This window comes from Thiocapsa marina 5811 (genome assembly GCF_000223985.1).
GTDB classification, from domain to species: domain Bacteria; phylum Pseudomonadota; class Gammaproteobacteria; order Chromatiales; family Chromatiaceae; genus Thiocapsa; species Thiocapsa marina.
The window spans coordinates 90,278-116,664 of the sequence record NZ_AFWV01000014.1; the positions used below are offsets into that span (position 1 = coordinate 90,278).

A 26,387-nucleotide genomic window follows, 5' to 3' on the forward strand; every position below is an offset into this window, starting at 1 on the left:
TCATTGACTAGGGATCGCCAAGGAGATTAAGCGAACGGGCTTCAGTCATACAGTAAAGAAATGTGAATCGGCATGACGTTCTCGGATGACGCGATGAACATCGGGCGATGATCTTCGTCAGTCTCGGGGTCCGACAAAGGATTCCGCGATCGCGGCTCTAAGAGCACCGTGATCGATGGGTTTGCGCAGCACCAACGGCGCGTCCGGCAAGGCCTCGAGCGAGAAGGCCGACGGGGCTTGGCCGGTCATCAGGATCACCTTCAGATCCGGAAACGCTTGCGCCAGCGCGGCGCACAGGGCAGCGCCGTCGAGGACGGGCATCGCCAGATCCGACAACACCAGGTCGAAGTCGGCGTCGCGTCCCAAGAGATCGAGGGCGTCTTGGCCATTCTCGGCGAACGAGATCAGCATGCCGTCCAACATCAGCAATCGCCCGACCGAGTCCCTGACACGCGGGTCATCGTCGACGACGAGGATCCGCAGCAGAGGCTTGGGCGGATCCTCGCGTGATGACCCCGGGGCGTCGAGCAGCGAGGATACTCGGGGGGCGAGCGGCATCAGGAGACGGAACTCGGTGCCCCGACCGACCTGCGAGGAGACGGCCAGACCCGCACCGGAGCGCGTGACGAACTCCTGCACCATGAACATGCCGAGCCCATGCCCGCGTTGTTTGGCCTTGGTCGAGAACAGCGGCTCGAAGAGCCTGTCGACGACCTCGTCTGGCATCCCGCACCCGGTATCGACAACGCGGATCTGGACGTACTCGCCCGGATCGACTTGACCGACCGCCAGCGGGACGGGGGCGTCCCACACGGCGGTCTGTGCGGCGATCAGCAGATCCCCGCCATCGGGCATCGCATCACGCGCGTTCAGGACGAGGTTCAGCAACGCGGCTTGGAGGAACGCGGAATTGCTCATGGCCGCGAGTCCGGGTTCGAGATCCAGCGTGAGGTTGATCTTGGCCGGGAGGATCTGTCTCAGGATCGTCACCAGCTCGCGAATCGTCTTCTCGAGCTCCACGCTCTTCGGCACGATGCCGCCTGCGCGACTGAGCGAGAGCATGCCCGAGGTGACGACCTTCGCTTGACCGAGCGCACTCTGGGTCTCTTCGATAACCTGAGCCACCTCGGGATCGCCCTGCTCGCCGCTCAGGATGGCTTCCAGATAATAGAGGTTGGCGTCGATCACCCCGAGCAGATTATTGAAATCGTGCGCCACGCCGCTCGCCAGATGACCGATTGTCTCGCGCTCCTTCGCGCCGATCAGTGCGGCCTGAAGCTGCTCTTCGTGCTGCTGAGCGGCGATGCGCTGGCCGATCAGCCGAACCAGCTCTCGGTTCGGACCCGACAACGCGTCAATGTCGGCGCGTCCCCAAAACCTGATCACTAGGGCACTGACCCGACTGCCGGGTCCGGTCCACTGCAACGCCATGTGCAGACAGGAGACGTAGCCTGCCTGCCGAGCCCCATCCGGCAGCTGCGAGCCGACCAAGATGTGCGGGATACCGGGCTCGTGCGCGTCCGCGTCCAGCCCGACGCAGGCCTCGGGGATAGACCGGCCTTGCGCTCCATCGGCGTCCGGATAACGTGCGAGCGCGCGATAGGTTCGGTCCGATCCGATCGCTCCGACGTCGGCGGCATCCATGCCCAGCCCCTCGCACCCCAACTGCAGGATGGCGCGAAGCTCCTCGGTCGCCGGCAAGGCCTGGCTGGCCAGATCAACCAGCGATTCCAGGTTCTTGGTGTAGTGCATCAGCGTGGCCTCGAGCTCGCGCTTGCGCTCGGTCGCGGCCTGAATCTCGGTGATGTCTTCGACCATCCCGAGCGCCATGGGCCGATCATCGACCAGGCCGGGCAGCAAGACGACCCGCAGATCACCCCACACAATCGTCCCGTCGGCCTTGAGATAGCGCTTGGTCATTCGGTAGAGGCTGCGCTTTCCCGCCACAAGCTCCCGAAACAAGTCAAGCTCCGTCATCAGATCGTCCGGGCAGGTGAACTCGTCGAAGTGCATCCCGAGCAGATCCTGCGGCGAATAGCCGAGAAACTCGCCGAGCACGCGGTTGGCCAGACTCACTCGCCCGTCGGGACCCGCGATCGCGATCCCGATGGGCGCATTCTCGAACACCGCGCTCAGACGGGCCTCGCTTTCCTTGAGCCGCTCCTGTGCCCGATACCGAGCGGTGATATCGATGTCGGTACCACGGTATCCGAGCAACGTGCCGTCCTCGGCGACGACCGGGGCACCGTTGGTCAGCACCCAGATCGTCGAGCCGTCGGCGCAACGGAGGGGATTGCTGTAGTCGCTCAGGCGATCCCGGCGCCCGAAGAGCTGCAATGCCTCGGACTTCACGCGGGATCGCATCGATTCGGGCGTTAGATCGAAAAAGTGCTTTCGACCGACCAGCTCCTCGCGGCGGTAGCCGGTAACGGCCTCGGCCGCCGGACTGAGATAGGTGAAGAGACCTTCGGCGTCGACCTCCCAGTTGACGATCCGGCTCTGCACCGCGAGCTGGTCATAGCGCCGGTTGCTGTCGCGAAGCTCCGAGTAGATACGGGCGCGCTCGAACGCGCTCACCAGGATGCTGGCAAAGACCCGCAGGAAGCGGACCTCCGCCTCCGACCAGTCCCGCGGCGCCTGCACCGCATCGAAACCGACGAAACCGATCAGGTGCTCATCCTGCAGCAGGGGCACCAGCACGACCGACAGGATCGCTTTGAACTGCAGGACCTCGCGCTCCATGGCCCAGGCCTCCGGGAGCTCCGCCACACGCGGGACGACAACGGCCTGTCCGGACTCGAGAAGCTGCATCGAGGCGGAAAAGCGCTCGATCGGCATCTGCTGCAGATGCCCGATCATCGGCTCGATCCCCGGGGCGACCCACTCATGGCTGTTGCTCATGGTGTCGGCAGCGCGATCGAACCGGAACACATAGGCCCGATCCGACTCGGTGAAGCCGCCGAGCCGCTCGAGGGTTCGGTTGACCAGGGGGTCGAGATGCTCATCAAAGACTGCGACGAAGGCCGAGGCCAGCCCGAGCAGCTCGCGCTCGAGGGACTCGCGCCGCATCAGCTCGAGCTCGGCCTCTTGGCGGACGGTAATATCCTCATGGATTCCGGCCATACGCAGCGGCCGACCTTGCGCATCGCGCGCCGAGACGCGCCCCTGATCATGCACCCAGATCCAACGGCCGTCGTCGTGCAACATCCGCAGATCGCAACGGTATTGGTCGGTCTCGCCGCGGAGATGCCGCGCGACCGCGCTCTCGGACCTCGCGAGATCCTCGGGATGACAGAACATCTGCCAGGTCTCGATCGTGGTCGGCTCGAGATCCTCGAGGCGGCGGCCGATCATCTCGGCCCAGCGCGGATTCACCGTCAATGCATTGGTGACGAGATCCCACTCCCAGGTCCCGACCTGTGTCCCGGCGATGATGTCGGCGAGACGGCGACGCTCCTCCGCCAGCGCCGACTCGGCGGCCTTGCGCTCGGTGATGTCTCGCCCGATCCCGACGATCGTGTCGACGCGGCCCTCCATGTCGAGCACGGCGCGGTCGAACCACTGCAAACACCGCCAACCCAGCACCGTTTCGGCGCGCTGCTCGATCCGACAGGTGTACGGCGGGTTCTGCAGCGCACGCATGGCCTCCGCCGTGCGTTCTCGGTCGTCCGGGTGGACACGCGGCATGAAATGATGGCCGATCAGCTCGGCCTCGTCGCGACCGAAGAGCCTGCAATAGGAGGGGCTGACATACTGGAATCGGCCTTGGGCATCGGTGCGGACCACCAGATCTTCGATGTTCTCCACGACCAGACGATAACGCTCCTCCTGCGCCCGCAAGGTATCCTCGACCGCGCGCTGCGAGGTGATATCGAGGGCAGTTCCGGAGAAACGCAACGGTGTTCCGTCATCGGCGAAATGCGCTCGACCTTCCGCGCGGAGAATCCGCTGCACGCCGTCGACACCCTGCACCCGATGCTCCACGGCAAAAAGACCATCGGGGCGGGTGAGGACGGCCTCCATTGCCGCCCGCACGCGCACGCCATCCTCCTCGGGCACGACCGCGTAAAACGCCTCCAGGCTCGGCGTGACGGCGTCGGGCGCATACCCGAGCAGTCGAAACCCCTCGTCGGACCAGGCGAGCCGGCCACTGACGTAATCGAAGTTCCAACTGCCGAGATGCGCGGTTGCCTGCGCCTCGCGCAGCGACGCCTCGCTCTCGGCCAACCGTGCGAAGCTCGCGGCGAGGCGGTTGGCCATGGCCCCGAAGGCGTCGGTCAGTGCCCGTCCTTCGGCCAAGAGCCCGGCCGACGGGATGGGCAGGGTCTCGCCCGCGACGACCCGAGCGGGCACCTCGACAGCGGTCTGCACGAGCTGTTTCAACGGACGCACCAGCAGCACGGCGAATCGGTCCGCCAGCAGGATCGCGATCCCGGCGATCGCCAGCAGAAGCGTCAGCAGACGCAGCACCCTGCGCTGCAGCTCGTCGACCAGCGGGGCCGCACTGAGCTCGATCGACAGACCCGCGCCCACTGTCGGGTCTGCAAGCGGCAGGGTCATGCGATAGCGCGCCTGCCGCCAGAGCGCCATCCGCGAGGGATGCCAATCCTCCGGCACGAGGATCATCAGACCCTCGACCGCGGTTCGGACGACGCGCGTATGCGGCGCACCCGCGGTAGGCCCGATGCCCCCGAACAGCCCGATCGGACGGACCTCGAGCTTGGCGGAATCGGGCAGTGTGTTGCCGAAGAGCCGGGTCAGCTCCTGTACATGGCTCAGGATTCGGGCCGCTTCACTCGTAGTTGCGGGTGGGGCCGGGCCGAGATCGTGAATGGCGAGCACACCGAAAATCCTCAGGCGATCGGCGAGATCCTGCTCCAAGCGGCCCTTGAGATCGCGATTCTCCCAGGCAACAAGGAAGATCGACGGCAGCAGAAACCCCGAGAGGAAGAGCGTGAACAACACCTCTCGTGTCGAGAGGCTGCCCGGGCGACCTCTCGCGGCGGCCACGGCCATGACCACCAGCCCCGCCAAGGCCGCGTTCAGGATACCGTTCAGGGACTGCTTGACCGCGACCACCAGGGTCTGGTGCCAGACCATCCCCATGACCAGACGATAGAAGAGCAGAACCAGGGGGACGCCGAGCAAAGCCCAATAGAGCACCACCGAGAGACCGAGCATCGGCACCTCGCGGCCGCGTCGTCGCGCGTGATCCCGATGCCAGCCCACAAAGGCCGCCTCGGCCAAAAAAATCAACAGCGCGAAGGGATGATCCCACAGAAGATAGGTGTAGGCCCCCGAGGCGGCTGCGACGATCAGGCCGGCACGGGTCCCGAGCCAGACAATGGCCAAGAGCACGGCCACGGATCCGAAGATGATCTGTAGGCCGAAGAAGAGCGAAAGATTGAAATGGTTGCCGACCACAGCGAGCACGGCCAGCAGGACCGTGAGGGCCACGGTGTAGATCGGACTCATGGCCGCGCCGGGGCTAGCCGGGTCGGCGTGGCTGGACTGCTGTTTCACTCCTGTCGCTCCGCATTTGTATCCAAACGCGTCCCGGCGGCTCCCTGCCCTTGAAGGCCGGACCGAGCCGCCTGGCGCTACGAGACCTCGGCGCGGTCATCGCTCTGCGGATCTTCGACCCGCCGCGGACCCGGCGAGCGCCCCGACGCGACGGGCGCACCGCCCGACGCGCTCTGATCCGGTCCGCCGATCAAACGCTCGAGCGTCGCTTCGAGGCGTTCCGGGGCAATCGGCTTCTGCAGAATTGCATCCGCACCCAAGACTCGGCACATATCCAGGACGTTGGTGTGGTGCCCGCGGACCACATCACCGCTCACGGCAATGATTCGGGTGGATGGCGCGATTTGGCGCATCCGCTTGATCACCTCGAACCCGTCGAGCTCCGGCATGTAAATATCGACAATCAGAACTGCGGGGGCAGTTTCTTCGCAGACCTGCAATGCGGTGCGTGCATCCGTGAAGGTCTCGCAGCGGTAACCCCAGGCCGTCACCATGCGTGCGATGGCATGCAGCATGCGTTGGTCGTCATCGACGACCATGATGGTTCGCCCGATCTCGCCCCCGATGATGCGCCCGGTCGGCTCGTCCGGCGCACGCGAAGGCTCCGCCTCCGGCTCCGGGTCCCGGTCAGGTTTAGACCCGGGTTCGGAATTGGCATCCGTCTTCGGCACGGAGAAGTTGCTCGCCAGCAACTCCGCTGTCATGGGCTTTCCGAACAGATAGCCTTGCGCGAAATCGACGCCTGCTTCGATCAACAATCGGCGCTGCGCCTCCGTCTCCACCCCTTCGGCAACCACCTGCAGCTCCAGCGTCTGACCGAAGCTGATCATGGCGCGCAACAACTTCAGCGCTTTCGGTGAATCGAACATCTCCGAGACGAACGACAGATCGATCTTCAGCGTGTCGAACGGGAGCTCGGCGACCGCCCGCATCGAGGAATAGCCGATCCCGAAATCGTCGATCGCCAACGACACGCCCATCAGATGGATCTGAGCCGCCACGCTGCGCAAGATGTCGGGATAAGCGCTGGCAGCGCTCTCGGTCATCTCGATCTTGACGGCGCAGATTCCCCCGAGCCCGTCGACCAAGCGGCGCACCAAGACCAAGGCCCGTTCCTGCTGCAGGATCAGCGGCGAGAGGTTGACCGCGATGAAGGTCAGACCCGACGCGGCAAGCGTCTCGCGCGACTCGATCAGACGCTCGAACAGGGTCTCGGTGACCTCGTAGATGAGCCCGCTCGATTCGGCGAGCGGAATGAACTCCCCGGCACCGAGGATCTGTCCGCTCGGCAGCCGCAGGCGCGCCAGCACCTCCGCGCCCCTCAACCGCCCGTCGGCCGGCGAGACGATGGGTTGAAAATACGCGACGATACCGCCGCTCCGGATCTGCCATTCCAGATCCTGCCGAGTGATGCCGGCCCCGGCTTGCGGGTCTTGGTGCGGTCTTTGCGCTGCCGCCTTGACGCCCCTCTCCAGGATTGCGGGAAGATCCTTCACCATCCGGGACTTGGATACCGCCCCGAGGACCTCGATTCCGGTCGAGCGGGCGATGCGTCGCGCGGTATCGAGAAGATCGTCGCCATGCCCCGAAAGGAGAACGACGGGAATCCCGGGATGGGTCTCGGCCAGCCAGTGGATGACATCGATGCCGTTCTCCCGCCCCAGACCGAGATCGAGGAGGACAAGCTCGGGAAGATCGGACTCAAGCGCGGCCTTGAAGGAAGCGATCGATACATGGAAATCCACGGCATGCCCGAACCGCTTCAGGAAACGCCCCAGAACGGCCTCGATTCGAGGATCGTCATCAAGACACATCAGTCGCATGTTGACTCTCCTTTCGGGACAAGACGTCGATCCCGACTGCTCGCCTGCCCTCGAGCGATGGCGGTTCACCCGGCGGAGTCAAGGCGCTTCGAGACAATAACGCATTAGGCCAAGCCAAACTCGATTGCTGCAAGTAAAGATTTATGAAGGACTTACCTGATTAAACCGCGCCCGGCGCGGTATGCACCTGAGATCGACACATCAAAGGCACATCAAAGCGTTCGGCCGCCGCTTCAGGGCTTAAGCTGGATGGGGATCCTTAATCCCGGGGCGTCGGCCCGGGCTCGCATGGCGAGCCCCGTTGGGGCATCGGAATCGGTCATTTGCTCTCGAGCCTCAGGCGGTAGCCGTGGCCTCGCACCGGCCAGATCACGAGCGTGTGGATGCCGCCGTCACGCAGCTTGCGCCGAATGTTGCCGATGTGAACATCGACCGTGCGGTCTTCCGGGGCCAAGGGCTCGCGGTTCAGCAACTGTGCGCGGCTCACGGCCCGTCCGTGCTGACGCATCAAGGTCGCGAGGATGCGGGATTCCGTCTCGGTCAAGCGCAGGGAGGCCCCGCTGGAGGTGTCGCTCAGGCTCATGGCGCTCGGGTCGAGCGTCAACGTGCCCAGTTGGATCGCGTCGTGAACGCTCGCCTCGAACGCATGTCGTCTGAGGACAGCTCGGATGCGTGCGAGCAGCTCCTCGATCTCGAAGGGTTTGGTGATGTAATCGTCTGCACCGGCATCCAATCCGTCGATGCGATCCTGGATGTCATCGCGTCCGGTCACGATCATGACGGCCGCGGGGGTGGAACCGACAAGCTCGCGCGCCAGATCCATGCCGTCCTCCGCACCCAGATTAAGGTCCAGAAGCACAAGATCCGCGCCATCGTGACGATAGAGGCGACGCATCTCGGATCCGTTGGCGGCGCTCGACACCGCGTAACCCGCTCGCGTCAGATGACGCGCAAGGACATGACCCATGCGCGGGTCGTCTTCGACGACGATAATGGTGGCAGGAATACTCGTCTCTCCCTTAACCACGCAACGCCTGGAATGCGATGTTTTTGATAGGATCGGCCCCGGCAGACTTGACGGCCGTTGAAGTCGGCGCGGTTTAAGACCTTAAAAATATATCATTCTAAACCGTGTCTTCGCTAAGGATTTTGGATGCAACAAACATCGAAATCACTCGAAAACCTAGATCCTCCTCGGGAACCCGTCGCCGGCGTTGCATCGGAGGACTCCCCGTCCCCGAAACCGATGCCATGCCCCGTCGAGAGGGGCCCTGTCTCGTCCGGCGGAAAACAGGGCGATCATCAAGACTACGAGGGCTGTGTCGCCTGCGTCGATCCGGAACCCTTCGGCTTCGCAAGCTCGGATGGCTCGGCCGTCCCGTCGGGAGAATCCCCTGCGACACACGATGTCCGGATCGAGGAGAAGCCCTTGTCGGCACTGACGTCATCGGAACGTAATCGCCTGCGCATTTTAACCGACGGCACCGGGGACTCCCACATGCTTGCCGTTCTTCGCGAGCATCCGAAGCAGGCGCTGTGCTTCTTGGCGCGCTCGGAATCCGAGATCCTCGGCTGGAGCTTGGTGCGTTGGTTCAAACCCTTTTGCGAGCGACCTCGCAATGCGCATTTGAGCGTCTTCGTCGCGCCTGGTTGGCGACACTACGGGTTGGGACAGGCCTTGATCGAGGAAGCGGTGCAGCTCGCCGTCGCGCACGGACTGGTGGCCTGGGTGTACGCCGGCCGAAGCGATCAGCGTGATTTCTATCGCCGTTGTCCCTCGGTCGATCATATCAGCAACATACCCTTTCGAATGCGCTGAACGAACGAAACCGGCTGAAACCATCCCGCGCGATCGTCGCTCGAGCCCGACTACAAGGGGCGACTTAAGTCGTCCCTACGGTGCATCCACGACCCTTAGCGGAGACGCAGTTTAAAATGATAAATTTTGGCTCTTGATGCATTCCAGACAGCTCGACGACCAGCGCTGACAAGAGTGCCTGGAGGAGCCTCTTCCCGCGCGCACGACTGTTGTGGACGAACGGAAAAAAGCTCAGGTACATCGGGAGGTGTTCCCGGGAGATCCAGCGGTGAGGGCGCAGCCAGGAGCGCAACAACGACCAGGTGCCCTCGATGGTGTTGACGTGGACTTCATGGAAGCCATCACCATCCTCGTCGCGGGCGTATTCGCCGCGGCTGTGGCAGACGCTGTGGTGCTCGTAGCCCTATGCCGGCAAGCGTGCGTAGATATCATACTCATCGGTGTAGAAGCGCGTCCCCTCGGCTACGCAGGCGCGGATAATAGGTTCGATTGTCTTCTGTTGGACATTCTCCAGCATCCGCACCACCACCTCGCCGCGCGAGGGGTAAAGATTTGTGAAGAAAGGGCGCGATCGCCTCGGCGCAGACGGCGTCGATTCGCGCGATGGCCGTGGCTGGACCCGGTGGGCCCAATAGCCTAGAGCGACCGACAACCGACCGGTCCCGCCCGATCGGAGGCCAAAGCCGATGTCAGGTCGAATGCGATGCATCGTTTCGGATGGGCCGAGAAGAGGAGATGCTCGGCCGCGCGTGCAATCGGATAGCCGGAGAACCGGAATCAGTCGCGATCCGCGGGACCGACCAGGCGCTTGACGGTCGCCCGCAAGAGCCCGGCGCCGATTGGTTTCTCAAGAACGGCATCTGCCCCCATAACGCGACTCATGTCGAGCACGTGGGTCCTCTTCCCGCAGCCCGCGTCCCCGCTGACGGCGAGGATGCTGGTTGGGCCAGCCATCCGCCGCATCCGTTTGATCACTTCGAACCCATCGATCTCCGGCATGTAGATATCGACGATCAAGAGGTCAGGCGCACTTTCCTCGGCAGCGAGGAGCGCGCGGCGAGGTTCGCTATAGGTTTCGCAGCGATAGCCCCAGGAGATCGCCAGGCGCGACGTGGCACGCAGCAAAAGCAGGTCGTCATCGACGACCATGATGCGAGCTGCGTCGCTACCAGGATAGCGGCCAGAGGATTGATCGACTGCTGCCGGGCGCAGGGCCCGATCGACAGGTCCGGAGCAAGGCGTGACGTTCCTCCGCTGCTCCTCGGCAGTCCCGGATACACCGAACAAGACTCCTCGGATAGGTTGCAGGAAACAACCCGATACCGCTTCGATCCGCGTGTCGTCGTCAAGGACGGTGGGATGCATGGTGACTCCGATGAGAAGGCCCCGTCGGAGCCTGTCCCTAAGCTCTATCCCGAACGGAATGGATCGGGTTGCATTAAGCCGGAACAGGTCGGCAGGACGATTCAACCGACATGGGTTTCACCACATTAGCCTCCTCCAAGACCCTTGGGGCAAGTAAAGATTCGTGAAGGCACCCTTGAGCCCTTGAGCTCTTTACAAGGCTTGATGTCCTGTCGTTGCTGGTAGAGCCCAGCGTAGAGGCTTGAGCCTCGAATCGTCTCCCGACACCCTGCCACCCTGCTTCTGCCTGCACGCATTCAGGCTTGAGCTCCGAGAGCGGCGCTTGATGCCGTCGCGGTTGACCGTTGCCCCTGACGCAGCAGCAGTTCATCGATGACATCGACGAAGGCATTCACTTTGGCAGCGAAGACGCCAAAGGCGATGGCGCGGAAACTCTCGTTCTCTGCGATCAGGCGATGGAATGCCTGCGACGGGAGCATCAAGACTTCAACCTCACCGTCCGCGACGCCCCGGGCCTGATAGCGGGTCGCGCTCATGAGGCAGGCCGTGGTCACGACGCAGCTATCACCAGGGCCGATCGTATAGAGTGGGATCGGGGGCTGATCCGACGACGCAAGATGTTCGACTCGCAGACGTCCTTTCAGGATCAACAGGAAACCGCTGCAGAGATCACCCGGACGAAAGAGTGCCTGCCCGTTGGCAACCGAGACGCGTTTGCCGTTCCATGCCAAGGAGGTCTTGAGTTGCTCCGGCCAAGCGGGCGCGAGTGTAGCCAGAACAATTTGCGTCTCATCGCTGCACTGCGCGCCTCCCGTCACCGGAGCGACTCCGTCGCCGCGCGCGGAGCGGCGCTGGTTGAAGCCAATGCGCAGCATCAACAGAATGGTGACCGCCTGCACCAGAAGCGCTAGGCCTGAAAGGGTCCAGTAGGTAAGCTCGAACTTCCCGATCAGCCCCACATTCACCAGGCCCTGGTTAACGAAAAAGTGCAGCATGACGGCCATCGCAACGCCGGGACAGATCAGCACCCAACTGCCCGGCGAGATCTCACGTCCGAAGACATAGCGGCGAAAATAGCCTTGGCGTCGCAGGACCGCCCAACCGAGCATCAGAAAGCTGATCTGGGCGCTGAGCAGCACCAACATGAGATCAAAGTGGTGAATGGCCGTGGCCTGATCGTCGAAATGAACCTCAGCCCCGTGCCCGAGGCGCACGAGCGCGATGGTCAACACCGTGAGGATAGGCACGCCGATCCAGAGGGTTGGAGCGGTTTCGGCATTGGCACCCGTCTCCATCATCGAGCGCAGCCCAAGGACCATTTTTGCGGCACCGAGGAGGACAGCGACGACAATGAAGAAGGTCGACAGGACGTATCCCAGCCCGGCGATCCAAGGTGTGACACTCATGGCCGCAGGCGCACTGAGCCCCACGCCGACCATCACCAGCGCGAAGGCCGGGAGCATCTGTGCGAAACTGTTATTGCGCATGCAGTCGAAACCGCCCTGCGTAAGCACCCTCCCGTAGAAGTCCCCGAGCAGGCTCAACGCCCAGATCCCCACCAGAAAAAAGGCCGCAATGGCTGCCGGGAACAGCCATTCGACCACCGACCAAAGGCCGGGTACGAAGACCATCCCGAGGACGAAACCGACGTTGATGGTCATGGCCACGGTCAGCGGCAGGGCGAGCAATTGGGTTTCGGAGTTACCGGTCCGCAGCAGGCGAGCGGCATCGGTGCCGCGATAGCGCGCGAAGCGGACCAGGTTCCAGCCCAGCAGCCCCAAGTGCAGCAGCGCAAAGATCACAATGCCGGCAACGGCGACTGCGATGGCGCTCTGCAACGGCGTTGTCCCATTGGTAACGGCGACAATGATGTCTTCGAACACCGGGACCGGTCGATCCGGATGGGGTACCCAGAACAGGAGCCAGACATAGAAGTTGGCAGCCAACCCACCGGCACCGAGCGCGGCGAGGAAGTAGAGTGGCGAGTACTGCTCGTCCGACGCGTGCGGCGTCCGTGCTGCCATGATGGGGCTCCTGAGTGACTACATCATAGGATTGAGAAACTTTGTATCTCGGGCAGGGATGGAGGCCATGAGATCCATCAACAAAGTCGATCTAAGCCCCATTTATGGCCGTCAAGGGCTTTGGAACAAGTAAAGATTCGTGAAGGGCCAACCCTTGCGCGCGGTGCATCTTGAGTCCTTTACAGATCTTTACTTCATATCGTTGCAGGTAAAGCTCAGCATAGAGACTCAAGCCTCGAAGCGTTTCCCGGTACCCTACCTCAGCCGGCACGCATTCAGGCTTGTGTTCGGCAGCAAGCAATTGGCCGCCATGGCGCACCACACACCCGCCGTGGCGGTTTCTTTTTGTTAAGGACGCAGGGTATCCGACTCAGCCTCTCGATAACGAATCGAGTCGCGTTCGAGCCGTTCGCGCAGGGCGCTCATCGCCTCTTCGAGCCCGCTACGCCCGCGAAAACCCAATCGAATGTAGGCATCATCGCCCATGTGAGGCAGGCTGAAGAGCTTGGCCTGCGGAAACCGCTCGCCGAGATCGCGCATCAACGGGATCAAGAGACTCTCCGGAACGCCGCGGAGTTCGAAGGCTCGCTCCTCGACGCGGGCCGAGACGCAGTAGAACCCATCCATGACCCATTCGGCCATCGGCCAGGCCATCTGGGGAAAACCCGGCAGAAACCAATGTCCGCGCAGCGAAAAGCCGGGGATCCGGTTGATCGGATTCGGGATCAGATCGCAGCCTGCGGGGAGATCCGCCATGAGGATGCGGTTGGGATAGGCCTCGGATCCGAACTTCTCCTCGAGCAGCGCTTTGGCTTCGGGATGACGCACCAGGTCCAGACCGGCTGCGGTCGCGGCGCATGCGCGAGTGTGATCATCGGGGGTCGCGCCGATCCCGCCACACACAAACACCGGGTCGGGGCGCCCCATCGAAAAGCGCAGATGGGCGACCAAGACCTCGGGTTCATCCGGGAGCAACCAGTGCCAGGCCAGCTCATGACCGCGCTCGCCGACCATCCCCTTGAAGGCGCTCAGATGAGCATCGACGCGGGAGCCATTGAGGATCTCGTCGCCGATCACGATGAGGCCGAAGGCGATCGGTGGGCGGAGCGGACGCGTTGACATAGGGAGATGGCCTTTGTGTTCTCGACTCGTCGACAGATCGTAGCACTTCGCGCCGCCCACCCGGGATAGACGACTTGCAGTCGTCCTCTTCCGCCGTCCCGACGGCCGGCAGGTTTGCGGTCAACGGGAAGCTCTCGCGAACCGCGTTGAACGCTCGTCGGCTGGCCCAGGGAGGCGCTTTCACGACGGGCGGGGGTCGAACGCCGGCGCGAGCGCCATGAGGTGCCTTACTTCGGTCTGGTCAGGGAAGAGGACGACTGCAAGTCGTCTATCCCGGGGGATGTCGCCGCTTCGCGGCGACCGTTGGCGTCGCTACCGGCCGATCGTCTGCGAAAGGCACGACTGGCATGTCGGGGCGTGTCGGGGTTTCTTTCCGACACGTTGCCGAGCGACGTGAAATCCGAAAAACAGGCGCCTATTGAAGATACAAAAAAGGGGCCATCGGCCCCTTTTGGATACGCCATCAGACCGGGCAGTTACTCGCCGGGCTCGATCGCCTTCATGCTCAGACGGATGCGGCCTTGCTTGTCGACCTCGAGGACCTTCACACGGACCTGATCGCCTTCGGAGAGCTTGTCGCTCACGCTCTGAACGCGCTCCTCGCAGATCTGGGAGATGTGCACCAGACCATCGCGGCCGGGCAGGATGGTGACGAAGGCGCCGAAATCCATCAGGCGTGCGACACGACCTTCATAGATCTTGCCGACCTCGACATCGGCCGTGATCAGACGAATCCGCCGCTTGGCTTCCTCGCCCGCGGCCTTCTCGACCGAGAAGATCTTGACCACGCCCTCGTCGTTGATGTCGATGGTGGCACCGGTCTCTTCGGTGATGGCGCGGATGACGGAGCCGCCCTTGCCGATGACGTCGCGGATCTTCTCGGGATGGATCTTCAGCTCGATGATGCGCGGGGCATGCTCGGACATCTCGGTGCGGTGTGCGCCGATGACCTTGTTCATCTCGCCGAGGATATGCAGCCGGCCGGCCTTCGCCTGATCGAGCGCGGTCTCCATGATCTCGGCGGTAATGCCTTCGATCTTGATATCCATCTGCAGGGCGTTGATGCCCTCGGACGTCCCGGCCACCTTGAAGTCCATGTCGCCGAGATGATCCTCGTCGCCCATGATGTCGGTGAGCACGGCGAAGGCATCGCCTTCCTTGATCAGGCCCATCGCCACGCCGGCCACCGGCGCCTTGACCGGCACGCCGGCGTCCATCAGCGACAAGCTGGTGCCGCAGACGCTGGCCATGGAGCTCGAGCCGTTCGACTCGGTGATCTCGGAGACCACGCGCACCGAATAGGGGAACTCTTCGATGCTCGGCATGACGGCGAGGACGCCGCGCTTGGCCAACCGGCCGTGGCCGACCTCGCGCCGCTTCGGCGAGCCGACACGACCCGTCTCGCCCACGCAGAAGGGCGGGAAGTTGTAGTGGAGCATGAAGTGCTCGCGCCGCTCGCCTTCCAGCGCGTCGATGATCTGCGAATCACGCTCGGTGCCCAAGGTCGTGATGACCAGCGCCTGGGTCTCGCCGCGCGTAAAGAGCGCCGAGCCGTGGGTGCGGGGCAGCACGCCGGTGCGGATCGTGATGGGACGCACGGTCACGTTGTCGCGGCCGTCGATACGCGGGTTGCCGGCGATGATCGAGCCGCGTACGGTGGTCTTCTCGAACTTCTCGATCGCGCCCATGACCTGCTGCTCGGTCCAGACCGGTGCGTCTCCGCCGCACAGGTCGGCGACGACGGAGGCACGCACCGCATCCAACGCTGCATAGCGGTCCTGCTTCTCTTTGATGCGATAGGCCTCGGCGATGCGATCGCCGCAGGCGCTCGCGACGGCCTCGGCCAGATCGGTATCGGCCGGCGGCGGGGTCCAGGCGATCGGCGGTTTGCCCACCTCGGCCGCAAGCTCGCGGATCGCCTGAATCGCAGGCCTCATCTGCTCATGACCGAACAACACGGCGCCGAGCATGACCTCCTCCGACAGGCCCCGCGCCTCGGACTCGACCATCAAGACCGCCTTTTCGGTGCCGGCAACGATCAGGTCGAGATCCGAATCCGGACCCACCCCGACCACCGCCGGATTGAGGATGTACTCGCCGTTCTTGTAACCCACACGCACCGCGCCGATCGGTCCGTTGAACGGAACCCCCGAGACCGCCAGTGCGGCGGAGACGCCGATCATGGCCGGGACTTCGGGATTGACCGCGGGGTTCAGCGACTTGACCGTCGCAATCACCTGGATCTCTTGCCGGAAACCCTTCGCGAACAGGGGTCGAATCGGGCGATCGATGAGCCGCGAGGTCAGGATCTCGGTTTCGCTCGGACGCCCCTCGCGACGGAAGAAGCCGCCCGGAATACGTCCGGCGGCATAGGTCTTTTCTTGATAATCGACGGTCAAGGGCAGGAAGTCGCGCACCGCGCCGGGGCGCTTGTCCACGACGACCGTGACCAGAACAACCGTATCGTCCACGTTGACCATCACGGCGCCGTCGGCCTGGCGCGCGATCTCGCCGGTCTCGAGGGTGACCGTCTGGTCACCGAGCTTGAACTGCTTAACGATAGCTTTGGGAATCACAAGTAGATCCTCGGGGTATGTGGTCCGTCGTAGCGCCGGGCCTTGGACCCCTGCACCTTAGACGCGCCCGCTGGCGCTTCGGTGGCAGGGCTGTGCGTCGGTGCCGCCGGCGGCATCCCTTCCGCGGGGAGCGGGCGGGCCGGGCGTCTCCCGACCGCCCGCTCGCCGAGTCGGGAGGCGTGTCAGCGGCGCAGGCCGAGACGCGTGATCAGCTCGCGATAGCGGTCGAGATCCTTGCGCTTGAGATAGTCGAGCAGCTTGCGACGGGAGTTGACCATACGGACCAGACCGCGGCGCGAGTGGTGATCGTGCTTGTGCTCTTTGAAATGCTCGGTGAGCTGCAGGATGCGCGCGGTCAGGAGCGCGACCTGCACCTCGGGGGACCCCGTGTCGGTATCGGCGCGACGGTAGTCTTCGACAATCTGTTTCTTCTCGGCTGCGGTCATTGTCATTGGTGGTCTCCTGGTTCGGTGATGGAGAGAAAAAAGGTCCTGGTCCGTCTCCGGCGGGGAGAGGGATGGATCGCCCCGACAATGACATCAGGGGATCGGACCGTGGTTTGAAACGTTTTTCGAGTCGTCGAGTGCCGCGCGGGGGCACCGCTTCCCGGCTTTTTCGCCGGGCGCGGCGCCTGCGGCGCTCTACGATTTCAAATCAGCCTCTTGGGCTGAACGCGCCCGTCGTCGAGGATACTGCCGACGCCGACGAAGATCTGCGACGGATCATAGAGGCGAACGAGTCCCTCGGTCGGCGCTTGCGGGATCAAGACCGCCTGACCTTGCCGGAGGTAAAAGGCCGCATCGGCGGACAGTCGCACCGCCGGCCAGTGACCCAGGGCACTGTCGAGCGGCAGGAGCAGCGCGTCCAGACCGGCCATGTCCTCTTCGCCTGCCATCGCTTCGATCCGGTCCAGACCGACGAAGGGACCGGCGGTTTCCGCGTAAGGTCCCACGGCGGTGCGGCGCAGTCCGCTGACATGCGCACCGCAGCCCAGCACACGACCGATATCCTCCGCAAGCGTCCGCACATAGGTGCCTTTGGAGCAGTGCACGTCCAGCTCGATCTCCGGCAGATCGATCGAGAGCAGATCGAGCGCGAAGATCTGAATCTCGCGCGGGGTGCGCTCGACCTCCAGGCCTTGCCGGGCGAGTTTGTAGAGCCGTTGCCCCTGGTGCTTCACCGCCGAGTGCATCGGCGGCAGTTGCGAGATGGTCCCGAGAAAGCCGAGCAACACCTCGCGCACGCGCGCCTCGTCGATCCCGACCACCGGCTCGTCGGCAAGGATGTCGCCCTCGGCATCGGCGGTCGTGGTCGTGACGCCCAAGCGCACCCGCACACGATAGCGCTTGTCCGCATCCAGCAGATAGGCGGAGAACTTGGTCGCATCGCCCAGACAACAGGGCAAGAGCCCGGTCGCCAAAGGGTCCAGGCTTCCGGTATGCCCGGCCTTGGCGGCGCGGTAGAAGCGCTTGACGCGCTGCAGGGCGTCGTTCGACGACAGACCCAGCGGTTTATCCAGCAAGAGGATGCCGGTGACATCTCGGCCTGTATTACGACGGCGTCCCATCAGCTTGCAGCTCCTCCGGGTCGGCGTCTTCACGCGTGGATGTGTCGGATCGCCCGACCGCTTGCGAGATCAGTGCCGCAAGGCGCTCGCCTTTACCGATGGACTCGTCGAACACGAAATGCAGCTGCGGGATGGTCCGAAGACGAACGCGCTGTGCGAGCCCGTGACGGAGGAAGCCGGCAAGCTTCCCGTTGAGCAGACGCGTCTGCTCGGCCGCCTCGTCGTCCGTCGGGAAGCATGTGAAGAAGACCTTGGCGTGCGCCAGATCCCGGGTGACCCGCACCTCGTGGACGGTGATGTTCGCCAGGCGCGGATCATTCACCTCGTCGCGCACCAGCGTGGAGAGCAGACGCTTGAGCTCCGCGCCGATGCGTTCGGTACGATCGAATTCCTTCATCCGATCAGATCTCGCGAGCCCGCTCGGTCCGCTCGAAGACCTCGATCTGGTCGCCCGGCTGTACGTCGTTGTAGTTCTTCACGCCGATGCCGCACTCGACGCCGTTCTTCACCTCGCTCACGTCGTCCTTGAAGCGGCGCAGCGACTCGAGCGCGCCCTCGTAGACCACGACGTTGTTGCGCAGTACGCGGATCGGGCTGTTGCGCCGGATCACGCCCTCGGTGACCATGCAGCCGGCAACCGCGCCGAACTTCGAGGAGCGGAAGACGTCGCGCACCTGAGCCAGACCGATGATCTCTTCGGTCACGATCGGACTGAGCAGGCCGGAAATGGCCTTCTTCACGTCGTCGATCAGCTCGTAGATGATGCTGTAGTAGCGCAGGTCGAGACCCTTCTCCTCGATCACCCTGCGTGCCGCGGCATCGGCGCGGACGTTGAACCCGAGCAGGATGGCGTTGGATGTCACGGCCAGGTTGGCGTCAGACTCGGTAATGCCGCCGACGCCGACCGCGACCAGCGCGACCTTGACCTCTTCGTTGCCGAGCTTGAGCAAGCTGTCCTTGAGCGCCTCGAGACTGCCTTGTACGTCGGCCTTGACGATGAGGTTGACGCTCTTCTGCTCGCCGTCCTTGATCTGAGCGAAGAGCTGATCGAGGCTGACGCCGCGTTGCTCGTCGAAGCGGCTCTGACGCGAACGTGCCGAACGGAATTCCGCGACCTCGCGCGCCCGGCGCTCGTCGGCGACGGTCATGACGTCGTCCCCTGCGTAGGGCGTGCCCGATAGACCCAGCACCTGGACGGGGATGGACGGACCCGCGGCCTCGATCGGCGCTCCGGCCTCGTCGAACATGGCTCGAACGCGACCGTACTCGCCGCCGCTGACGATGATGTCGCCACGCCGCAAGGTTCCGGACTGGACCAAGACGGTCGCGACCGGACCACGGCCCTTGTCGAGACTGGACTCCACGATCGTACCCCGGGCGGGGCCGTCGACGGCTGCCTTGAGCTCGAGCACCTCGGACTGCAGCAAGATACCGTCGAGAAGATCGTCGATGCCGTCGCCGGTCTTGGCCGAGACCTGCACCATCATGGTATCGCCGCCCCACTCCTCGGCGACGACCTGGTGCTGGGTCAGCTCCTGCATCACCTTGTCGGGATGGGCATCGGGTTTGTCGATCTTGTTGATCGCGACGATGAGCGGCACACCCGAGGCGCGGGCATGCTGAATGGCCTCGACGGTCTGCGGCATCACGCCGTCGTCCGCCGCGACCACCAGGATGACGATGTCCGTCACCTTGGCCCCGCGAGCGCGCATCGCCGAGAAGGCGGCATGGCCGGGGGTATCGAGGAAGGAGACCGTCCCCTTGGGCGTCTCCACGTGATAGGCGCCGATATGCTGGGTGATCCCGCCCGCCTCGCCGGAGGCGACACGGGTGCGGCGGATGTAGTCGAGCAACGAGGTCTTGCCGTGGTCGACGTGACCCATGATGGTGACGACCGGCGGACGCGGCACCATCTCGGCCTGCTCCACCTGCTCCTGGACCTCTTCCATCAGCACGCCTTCGGCGTCGCGCTCGTCGGCGCGCACGGCCGTGTGACCGAGCTCCTCGACGACGATGGTGGCCGTGTCGCGATCGAGCGTCTGGTTGATGGTGACCATGACGCCCTGCTTGAAGAGCTCGCGGATCACCTCGGATGCCTTCACCGACATGCGGCTGGCGAGCTCGCCGACCGAGATGGCCTCGGGGATCTCGACCTCGCGAACCACCGGCGCGGTCGGTTTCTGGAAGACATGCTTGTCCTGCAGCTGCGGCTTGAGCGTCTTCTTCTTCCGACGCAGTCCGCGACCGGCGGAATCGCCGCCCGCGTCGATCTCTTCGTAATCGGCACCCGGAACCACCGCGGTCTCGCGGCCACGCGAGCTATCCTTGCGCCCGGCCTTTTTGACCGATCGCTCCTTCTCGGAAAGCTCTGCAGGCTTCTTCTGTGCAGCCTTCTTCGACTTCGCGGGCTCTGCGCGACGGGCGACAACCGCCGTTTCAGGCGCCTCTTCCACGTCGTCGTTCTCGGGAGCGACTGCAACGCTGGCGGCGGCCTGCGCCGCGGCCTCGGAGGCAAGGCGCTCGGCCTCTTCGGCTGCACGGGCAGCCTCGGCTGCACGTCGCGCTTGCTCCTCGATCCGCCGCTTCTCGTCTTGCTCGCGCGCTAGACGTTCCTGCTCCTCCTGCTCGGCGAGCCGGCGTGCCTCCTGCTCGGCGCGCAAGGCCTCGAGCTCGATGCGACGACGCCCGCCGTCATGCGCAGGTGCAGACGAGGAGGACCGCTCGCGCTGCGGCCGCGCACGCTCGACGGCCGGCCGCTGCTGGGCAGCGGCGGCGGACGGCGGCGGGACAGGTTCATCGGCTCGCTTCACGTAGGTGCGCTTGCGACGCACCTCGACGCTCACGGTCTTCGCCCGTGCGGCGGGGGTGGGTCGAGCACTTCCGACATTTCCCCGTGGAGCCGCCGCAGGCTGGCGCAGCTCGCTGACCGACTTGCGCTTGAGCGTGACTTGACCGGGCGCGGTGCCGCTGTCGGCTTCTGCCTTGCCGTGGCTGCGACGCAGATAGCCGAGAAGCTGGAGCTTCTCCTGCTCCGTCAAGGTAGTCTCCGCGTTTTCAGCGGTGATACCTGCCTCGTTCAACTGTGTCAGGAGGCGCTCAACCGGGATGCCGACCGTAGAGGCGAGTTGCTTGACCGTGACTTCACTCATGAACTGACCTTTATTCCTCTATTCCTGCGGGGCGTCCGCGAACCAGGGCTCGCGGGCCTTCATGATCAAGCGGGCCGCACGCTCGCGGTCCATCCCGTCGATATCCAGCAGGTCGTCGACCGACTGCTCGGCGAGATCCTCGACTGTGGCCACGCCGCGTTCCGCAAGGGCATAGGCCAACGGCTCGTCCATCCCGTCCATGTCCAAGAGATCCGTCGCCGGATCCCGCGTCCCGTCCTCCTCGGTGGCGATGGCGCGGGTCAACAGCACGTCGTTCGCACGCTCGCGCAGCAACTCGATGGTCTCGTCGTCGAGCTCGTCGATCGCCTGCATCTCGACCAAGGGCACGTACGCCACCTCGTCGACCGTACTGAAACCCTCTTCCACCAGGATCGCCGCGAGATTCTCGTCGACACCCAGCTGCTCCATGAAGTTCTGGACCGAGCGAACGGCCTCCTGCTCGCCCTTGGCCGCCGCGTCCTCCTCGTTCATCACGTTGAGCTCCCAGCCGGTCAGTTGACTGGCAAGGCGCACGTTTTGACCGTTGCGTCCGATCGCCTGCGCAAGGTTCTCTTCCTTGACCGCGACATCCATGCTGCGCGCCTCTTCGTCGATGACGATCGAGACGACATCGGCCGGGGACATGGCGTTGATGACGTATTGGGCGGGATTGTCGTCCCACAGAATGATATCGACGCGTTCGCCGTTAAGCTCGTTGGAGACGGCCTGCACGCGCGAGCCGCGCATCCCGACACAGGCGCCGACGGGATCGATGCGCGGGTCGGTGGTCCGTACGGCGATCTTGGCACGGGAGCCCGGATCGCGCGCCGCACCCAGGATCTGGATCAGCCCCTCTCCGACCTCCGGTACCTCGAGCTTGAACAGCTCGATCAGCAGCTCCGGGGCGGTTCGACTGACGAACAGCTGCGGCCCCTTGGGCTCGGAGCGGACGTCGTAGAGATAGCCCCGCAGGCGATCGCCGGGGCGCACCGACTCGCGAGGAATCACATGGTCGCGCGGCACCAGTGCCTCGGCGTTGCTGCCGAGATCCACCATGATGGTGCCGCGTTCGGCCTTCTTCACGATGCCGGTCACCAGCTGGCCTTTGCGCTCGCCGAAGGCCTCGACGATCTTCGCACGCTCGGCCTCGCGCACCTTCTGCACGATAACCTGCTTGGCGGTCTGGGCCGCGATGCGACCGAACAGCTCGGAGTCGATCTCCTCCTCGATGAAGTCGCCGGGGCCGAGCTCGGGCTCGAGGATCTGCGCAGCGGACTCGGTAATCTGCCGCGACGGCGCCTCGAGCACACCCTGCTCGGGATCGGGAACGATCTCCCAACGCCGGAAAGAGCGGTAGTCGCCGGTCTTGCGGTCGATCGCCACGCGCACGTCGATCTCCCCGCCGTGTTTCTTGCGGGTGGCAGACGCCAGTGCGGCCTCGATGGCCTCGAAGATGACGCCTTCGGGGACGTCCTTCTCGTTCGAGACCGCCTCCACGACCATTAAGATCTCTTTACTCATTCCACCTCATCCGACTCAAAAGATCCGGCTCGCAACAGGGTCGTGCCGATACGATCGACAACCGACGTCCGCGTCGACCGAATGCGGCTACGCCGATCCGACATACATCGGCCCGGCATTCCACCGATCCGGCACAACGCTGACCCGACGACGTCAATAGACGGGGACAAGCCGGGCGATCTCGATCCGATTCACGGGGATCGCCCAAACACGACCGTCTGCCTCGAGGTTCAGGATGCCCTCTTCGCATCCGCGAAGAATCCCTTCCAGATTGCGTCGCCCTTCGAGCTTTTCGCTCAATCGAACCTTGGCGCGCGAGCCCTGGAACCGCCGAAAATGCTCGGGAAACACCAGCGGCCGATCCATCCCCGGCGAGGAGACCTCGAGGTCATAGCGCCCCTGAAGGGGGTCTTCGACGTCCAGAACGGCGCTCAACTGGTCGCTCACGGCCGCACAATCGTCGAGCCCGATGCCGCGCTCGTGATCGATATAGACCCGCAGCGTAGCCCCGCTCGCGCCGCGCTGAAACAGCTCGACACCGACAAGCTCGTAGCCCAGAGGTTCGACCACCCCGCGGGCCAATTGGCAGAGACGACTCTCGGCAGGCTCCATCGAACGCCCTTCAGAAACAAAAATTGGGCCATTGGCCCAACGACTTAAAGAATCCGCCATCAACCCGGCACAATCGAATGCACCGCGACGACGGCCTCGTCGTCGGATGGCCGCTGCACCGGCGCGATCCCGGACCATGAGAACCGACTTCACGTGCGAGACGCTGGACAGGTGACACCCGGCGGACCACCCTGCGAAGGAGACCGCCGACCTGAAGCTCGGCAGCAATGAAAGGCCCGAGATAAAAAAACCCCATCGAAGGGGTTCTTATGAAACGCCGACCTTCTTAAGGTGTTCGTGGGAGACTTCATCCACGAAGCCCTTGGAGTGTATCCCGTTCGACTTTGATCCGCAAGGTTGTCGATCGAGAAGAAGAGTCGGCGCGACCTATCGACCGAAGCGACGCGACGAGCGGCGAACCTCCCGCCCATTGCCAGACCGGCATTATCCGTGCAGTCTCCGAGCGCGGAAAGAACCAACGCGGCGAACCCTCGGGAGCCCGGCGCCTGAATGTCGACCGACCACCAGCCAAGCCATCGAGACACGGAATACGACGACGAGGATCCGATGACAGGCAAATCGATCACAGGCGGGACGATGGCGATCCCCGCCGAGCACGCCGCAGCCCGTACCGGAGCGCTTTTGCGCGAAGCGGAAACCTGGCTGCACCTCGCCATGCCTCAGGTCGAGATCCGATTCGACCTTCGAGGGACCGCGGCAGGACAGGCGCGGATGCGAAACGCATCCTCCGCGATCATCCGCTACAACGCGACGCTCTTGGACCTGCACCCGACGGAGTTTATCGCCGAGACCGTGCCGCATGAGGTCGCCCATGTCGTTGCGTTCGTGCAACACGGACCGCGTATTCGTCCACACGGCCCGGAATGGCAAGCCGTCATGCATTATTTCGGTGTCGAGCCTTCACGCTGTCATCGCTACGACGTTTCCCGGCTGCGCACCCGATCCCTGCAACGATTTCTGTACCGGTGCAGCTGCGGCACGCACGAGATCAGCAGCATTCGTCACAATCGAATCTGCCGACAGGGAACCGTCTATCTCTGTCGCCGCTGCCACCAACCCCTGCGGCACGAGATCGACCTGCGAGGGTAGAGGACCGAAACCGCGTCCAGGGTGGAACGTGCCGTTTTCATTGTGTATCGGGCTTAAGGATTTTCCCGACCTTTGCGGAGACGGAGACGCGCTTTAAAAATCACTATTTTTGAGCGCGAGGCGGACATTCCGCCTCGCGCAGGCCCGCAACCGAGCGACTCATCCGCACGTCCGCTTGAATCCGGATGCGGCGGAGCCTCCGGCAAGGCTATCGCTGATAAACAGGCGCGCCGTAGCTCGGTCCGAAGGCCGGCCCGTACGCCGGTCCGTAAGCGGGATAACCTGCCGGTGCGGACATCGGGGCGGGCATCTGCATCTGCTCCCAGTACTCGCGAGCTCTCTGGTCGGCAGCGCGCCGCATGCTTTCATGCTCGGCGATCATGCGCGCACGATACTGAGCGGCACTTTCGCGGCGACCTTCGAACGCGGGGGCAACGACGGGCGGCGCAGGCACGGCCTCCGCCCGGGCGAACGGCTGGGGCACGACCGGCACCGGCGCAAAACCCGGTGGGATCGGTGCAGGCGTCGGTGCTTCGGCCGATGCAGATGCCGTTTCGGCCGTTGACTCGCCTCCCAGCAAAGACTCGGCGAAAACGGTCGCCTCGGCATCTTTCAGCGGCGGGGCATCCGTCGTCTCGGCGGAAGCGGATTCCACGGCCTGCGCCTGCGGATCAGACTCCGGGGGGAGCGCCCGAGCGGCTGACGTCGCGGGCAACGGGGCCGAATGACGGTTGAACGCGGAGGCTGCCGGACGCTCTTCCGTGACCTGTGTGGTCGCCGGGCTGGCGACGGCGTCCTGCGGGGCGGCGCTCATCTCGACGACGGCCGGCGGTGCATCGGCGGAAGCGCCGGCAACCGGCTCGGCCTCGGCGACCTCGGCAGGCACCGTCTCGGACGCAAGCTCGTCGGCGCTCTGCGGCTCGGCTGTGCCCGTCAACTCCTTGACCTTTGCAACGACCTGGTTGAAGCCGTCGGTCCCGGCGGCGGTGACGTCCGCGATCACGGTCTCCGCGGAGGACGTCAAGTCGCCGATCTTGTCTTTGATCTTCTGGAAGCCGTCGGCTTCCATGCTGCTCTCGTCGGTCACCGCGGCCTGTGTCGTATCGGCGGTGGAGTCACGCTCGGCCGAGCTCAGATACAGGTAACCGAAGGCAATCACGACGGCCCAAAGGGACAACTTGGGGATCCAGCCGAGACCGGAGCGTTTGGGTGCAGTTTCCTCGGTGGCCATTTCGGATTCTCCTGAGAAAGCGATAAGTTAAGGGACCGCTATGGTATCAGAGTTTCCTGATGTACTTAAACACCTTGCGCATCCGACCGTCGGCCGGGAGCAATCCGGCGCCCCGCGGCCGAGACCCGGCCGAGCGCCTGAACCGACCGGTTACCCCGCCGTTGCGACGATCCCGAGCACCTTGCGCACATGCCCGACACAGGTGCGCAGATGGGACTCGATCTCGGCCATCGTGATCGCCCCCTCGCCCTTACCCGCCGCCCAGTTCACGACGAACGCGAGGCTCGCGTAGCACAGCCCGAGCTCCCGCGCGATTCCGGCCTCCGGCATTCCGGTCATCCCCACCAGATCGCAGCCGTCGCGCTCGAGTCGGGCGATCTCGGCAGTCGTCTCCAGACGCGGCCCCTGGGTCGCGGCGTAAACGCCGTCCTCGATCGCCGGGTGTCCGGATTCGGCACAGGCCCGAATCAAGACTCCGCGAAGCTCTTCGCAGTAGGGCGAGGTCATGTCGACATGATCCAACGCGTCTTGCTCGCCGTCGTAGATGCTGTGCTCGCGCCCGTAGGTGTAATCGATGAGGTCGTGCGGGACCGCAAGCGCCAGCGGAGCGAAGCGCGCACCGATCCCGCCGACCGCCGCCAGCCCGACGACGCGATCCGCGCCCAAGGCGCGCAGCGCCCATAGATTCGCGCGGTAATTGATCCGATGAGGCGGCAGCCGATGGCCTGCGCCGTGACGCGGCAGAAAAAGGATCTCGGCGCCGTCGAGGCGCCCGATCGCGACCGGCGCGGAGGTCTCCCCGAAAGGGGTTTCGACGCGCCGCGACGCCTCGATCTCCAAGGCGGGAAAATCAGAAAAACCGGATCCACCGATGATGGCGAGAAGGCTCATGCGTTTACCAGGTCAGGAGTTGACTCGAAATGGCCGCGCAGTCTAGCGGAGGGT

17 protein-coding genes and 1 pseudogene are annotated in these 26,387 nt (G+C 64.1%); 2 read left to right on the forward strand and 16 right to left on the reverse strand.

Translation table 11 applies throughout. The features are described from left to right. Positions 1 to 117 precede the first annotated feature (117 nt). From THIMADRAFT_RS19420 to THIMADRAFT_RS19430, 3 genes are all read right to left on the reverse strand, one after another. A complete protein-coding gene (locus tag THIMADRAFT_RS19420; protein ID WP_007194803.1) occupies positions 118 to 5,523 on the reverse strand; it encodes a PAS domain S-box protein in 5,406 nt (1,801 codons plus the stop codon). A gap of 77 nt (positions 5,524 to 5,600) precedes the next feature. Then, on the reverse strand, positions 5,601 to 7,346 hold the full coding sequence (locus tag THIMADRAFT_RS19425; RefSeq protein ID WP_007194804.1) for an EAL domain-containing protein: 1,746 nt from the start codon (positions 7,344 to 7,346) through the stop codon (positions 5,601 to 5,603). A gap of 319 nt (positions 7,347 to 7,665) precedes the next feature. Next, on the reverse strand, positions 7,666 to 8,373 hold the full coding sequence (locus THIMADRAFT_RS19430; RefSeq protein ID WP_007194805.1) for a response regulator transcription factor: 708 nt from the start codon (positions 8,371 to 8,373) through the stop codon (positions 7,666 to 7,668). 219 nt (positions 8,374 to 8,592) lie between these two features. Here THIMADRAFT_RS19430 and THIMADRAFT_RS27175 point away from each other — a divergent pair, with 219 nt between their 5' ends. Beyond that, positions 8,593 to 9,165 carry a GNAT family N-acetyltransferase gene (locus THIMADRAFT_RS27175; RefSeq protein ID WP_040732634.1) on the forward strand — a complete coding sequence of 191 codons (573 nt, stop codon included), beginning with the start codon at positions 8,593 to 8,595 and terminating at the stop codon, positions 9,163 to 9,165. 157 nt (positions 9,166 to 9,322) lie between these two features. Here THIMADRAFT_RS27175 and THIMADRAFT_RS28735 read toward each other — a convergent pair. The 11 genes and pseudogenes from THIMADRAFT_RS28735 to rimP form a co-directional block, all read right to left on the reverse strand. Next, positions 9,323 to 9,706 (reverse strand): annotated as a pseudogene (locus tag THIMADRAFT_RS28735) (IS1595 family transposase); the annotation flags it as partial. Positions 9,707 to 9,942: 236 nt separating this feature from the next. Then, positions 9,943 to 10,314 carry a response regulator gene (locus THIMADRAFT_RS28055; RefSeq protein WP_040732639.1) on the reverse strand — a complete coding sequence of 124 codons (372 nt, stop codon included), beginning with the start codon at positions 10,312 to 10,314 and terminating at the stop codon, positions 9,943 to 9,945. Positions 10,315 to 10,826: 512 nt separating this feature from the next. Further along, positions 10,827 to 12,554, reverse strand: coding sequence for a Crp/Fnr family transcriptional regulator (locus tag THIMADRAFT_RS19450; RefSeq protein ID WP_007194810.1), 1,728 nt, complete (start codon positions 12,552 to 12,554; stop codon positions 10,827 to 10,829). Positions 12,555 to 12,902: 348 nt separating this feature from the next. Further along, on the reverse strand, positions 12,903 to 13,676 hold the full coding sequence (locus THIMADRAFT_RS19460) for a competence/damage-inducible protein A (protein ID WP_007194811.1): 774 nt from the start codon (positions 13,674 to 13,676) through the stop codon (positions 12,903 to 12,905). 476 nt (positions 13,677 to 14,152) lie between these two features. Further along, entirely contained in the window at positions 14,153 to 16,252 is a 2,100-nt protein-coding gene (pnp, locus tag THIMADRAFT_RS19465) for a polyribonucleotide nucleotidyltransferase (RefSeq protein ID WP_007194812.1), read from the reverse strand. A gap of 182 nt (positions 16,253 to 16,434) precedes the next feature. Beyond that, positions 16,435 to 16,704 carry a 30S ribosomal protein S15 gene (rpsO, locus tag THIMADRAFT_RS19470; RefSeq protein ID WP_007194813.1) on the reverse strand — a complete coding sequence of 90 codons (270 nt, stop codon included), beginning with the start codon at positions 16,702 to 16,704 and terminating at the stop codon, positions 16,435 to 16,437. Positions 16,705 to 16,901: 197 nt separating this feature from the next. Continuing rightward, on the reverse strand, positions 16,902 to 17,819 hold the full coding sequence (truB, locus tag THIMADRAFT_RS19475; RefSeq protein WP_007194814.1) for a tRNA pseudouridine(55) synthase TruB: 918 nt from the start codon (positions 17,817 to 17,819) through the stop codon (positions 16,902 to 16,904). Continuing rightward, complete coding sequence (gene rbfA, locus THIMADRAFT_RS19480; RefSeq protein WP_007194815.1) at positions 17,803 to 18,216, reverse strand: 30S ribosome-binding factor RbfA; 414 nt, start codon at positions 18,214 to 18,216, stop codon at positions 17,803 to 17,805. The genes truB and rbfA overlap by 17 nt, the downstream gene beginning before the upstream one ends. A gap of 4 nt (positions 18,217 to 18,220) precedes the next feature. Beyond that, on the reverse strand, positions 18,221 to 20,968 hold the full coding sequence (gene infB / locus THIMADRAFT_RS19485; RefSeq protein WP_007194816.1) for a translation initiation factor IF-2: 2,748 nt from the start codon (positions 20,966 to 20,968) through the stop codon (positions 18,221 to 18,223). A gap of 18 nt (positions 20,969 to 20,986) precedes the next feature. Beyond that, complete coding sequence (gene nusA / locus THIMADRAFT_RS19490) at positions 20,987 to 22,489, reverse strand: transcription termination factor NusA (protein ID WP_007194817.1); 1,503 nt, start codon at positions 22,487 to 22,489, stop codon at positions 20,987 to 20,989. A 153-nt stretch (positions 22,490 to 22,642) separates the two neighbouring features. Continuing rightward, on the reverse strand, positions 22,643 to 23,101 hold the full coding sequence (gene rimP / locus THIMADRAFT_RS19495) for a ribosome maturation factor RimP (protein WP_007194818.1): 459 nt from the start codon (positions 23,099 to 23,101) through the stop codon (positions 22,643 to 22,645). Between the two features lie 567 nt (positions 23,102 to 23,668). On the opposite strand from rimP, the gene THIMADRAFT_RS19500 reads away from it, so the two are divergent. Beyond that, the gene (locus tag THIMADRAFT_RS19500) at positions 23,669 to 24,211 is read left to right on the forward strand and encodes a SprT family zinc-dependent metalloprotease (RefSeq protein WP_007194819.1); all 543 of its coding nucleotides are present in this window, start codon (positions 23,669 to 23,671) and stop codon (positions 24,209 to 24,211) included. 208 nt (positions 24,212 to 24,419) lie between these two features. Here the strand turns inward: THIMADRAFT_RS19500 and THIMADRAFT_RS19505 are convergent, their stop codons facing one another. Together THIMADRAFT_RS19505 and THIMADRAFT_RS19510 are read right to left on the reverse strand one after the other, a co-directional pair. Next, positions 24,420 to 25,442, reverse strand: coding sequence for a hypothetical protein (locus tag THIMADRAFT_RS19505; RefSeq protein WP_007194820.1), 1,023 nt, complete (start codon positions 25,440 to 25,442; stop codon positions 24,420 to 24,422). Between the two features lie 150 nt (positions 25,443 to 25,592). Beyond that, positions 25,593 to 26,333: an S-methyl-5'-thioinosine phosphorylase gene (locus tag THIMADRAFT_RS19510; RefSeq protein ID WP_007194821.1), complete on the reverse strand. Its 741-nt coding sequence runs from the start codon at positions 26,331 to 26,333 to the stop codon at positions 25,593 to 25,595. Positions 26,334 to 26,387 lie beyond the last annotated feature (54 nt).

Bases quoted from the DNA above. Each gene is read 5' to 3' on its own strand.
- THIMADRAFT_RS27175 (WP_040732634.1), top strand. From the start codon at position 8,593: ATGCCATGCCCCGTCGAGAGGGGCCCTGTCTCGTCCGGCGGAAAACAG.
- rpsO (WP_007194813.1), bottom strand. From the start codon at position 16,704: ATGACAATGACCGCAGCCGAGAAGAAACAGATTGTCGAAGACTACCGT.
- THIMADRAFT_RS19505 (WP_007194820.1), bottom strand. From the start codon at position 25,442: ATGGCCACCGAGGAAACTGCACCCAAACGCTCCGGTCTCGGCTGGATC.
- THIMADRAFT_RS28055 (WP_040732639.1), bottom strand. From the start codon at position 10,314: ATGGTCGTCGATGACGACCTGCTTTTGCTGCGTGCCACGTCGCGCCTG.
- THIMADRAFT_RS19425 (WP_007194804.1), bottom strand. From the start codon at position 7,346: ATGCGACTGATGTGTCTTGATGACGATCCTCGAATCGAGGCCGTTCTG.
- rimP (WP_007194818.1), bottom strand. From the start codon at position 23,101: ATGGAGCCTGCCGAGAGTCGTCTCTGCCAATTGGCCCGCGGGGTGGTC.
- THIMADRAFT_RS19510 (WP_007194821.1), bottom strand. From the start codon at position 26,333: ATGAGCCTTCTCGCCATCATCGGTGGATCCGGTTTTTCTGATTTTCCC.
- THIMADRAFT_RS19450 (WP_007194810.1), bottom strand. From the start codon at position 12,554: ATGGCAGCACGGACGCCGCACGCGTCGGACGAGCAGTACTCGCCACTC.
- nusA (WP_007194817.1), bottom strand. From the start codon at position 22,489: ATGAGTAAAGAGATCTTAATGGTCGTGGAGGCGGTCTCGAACGAGAAG.
- rbfA (WP_007194815.1), bottom strand. From the start codon at position 18,216: ATGAAGGAATTCGATCGTACCGAACGCATCGGCGCGGAGCTCAAGCGT.
- infB (WP_007194816.1), bottom strand. From the start codon at position 20,968: ATGAGTGAAGTCACGGTCAAGCAACTCGCCTCTACGGTCGGCATCCCG.
- THIMADRAFT_RS19460 (WP_007194811.1), bottom strand. From the start codon at position 13,676: ATGTCAACGCGTCCGCTCCGCCCACCGATCGCCTTCGGCCTCATCGTG.
- truB (WP_007194814.1), bottom strand. From the start codon at position 17,819: ATGGGACGCCGTCGTAATACAGGCCGAGATGTCACCGGCATCCTCTTG.
- THIMADRAFT_RS19500 (WP_007194819.1), top strand. From the start codon at position 23,669: ATGACAGGCAAATCGATCACAGGCGGGACGATGGCGATCCCCGCCGAG.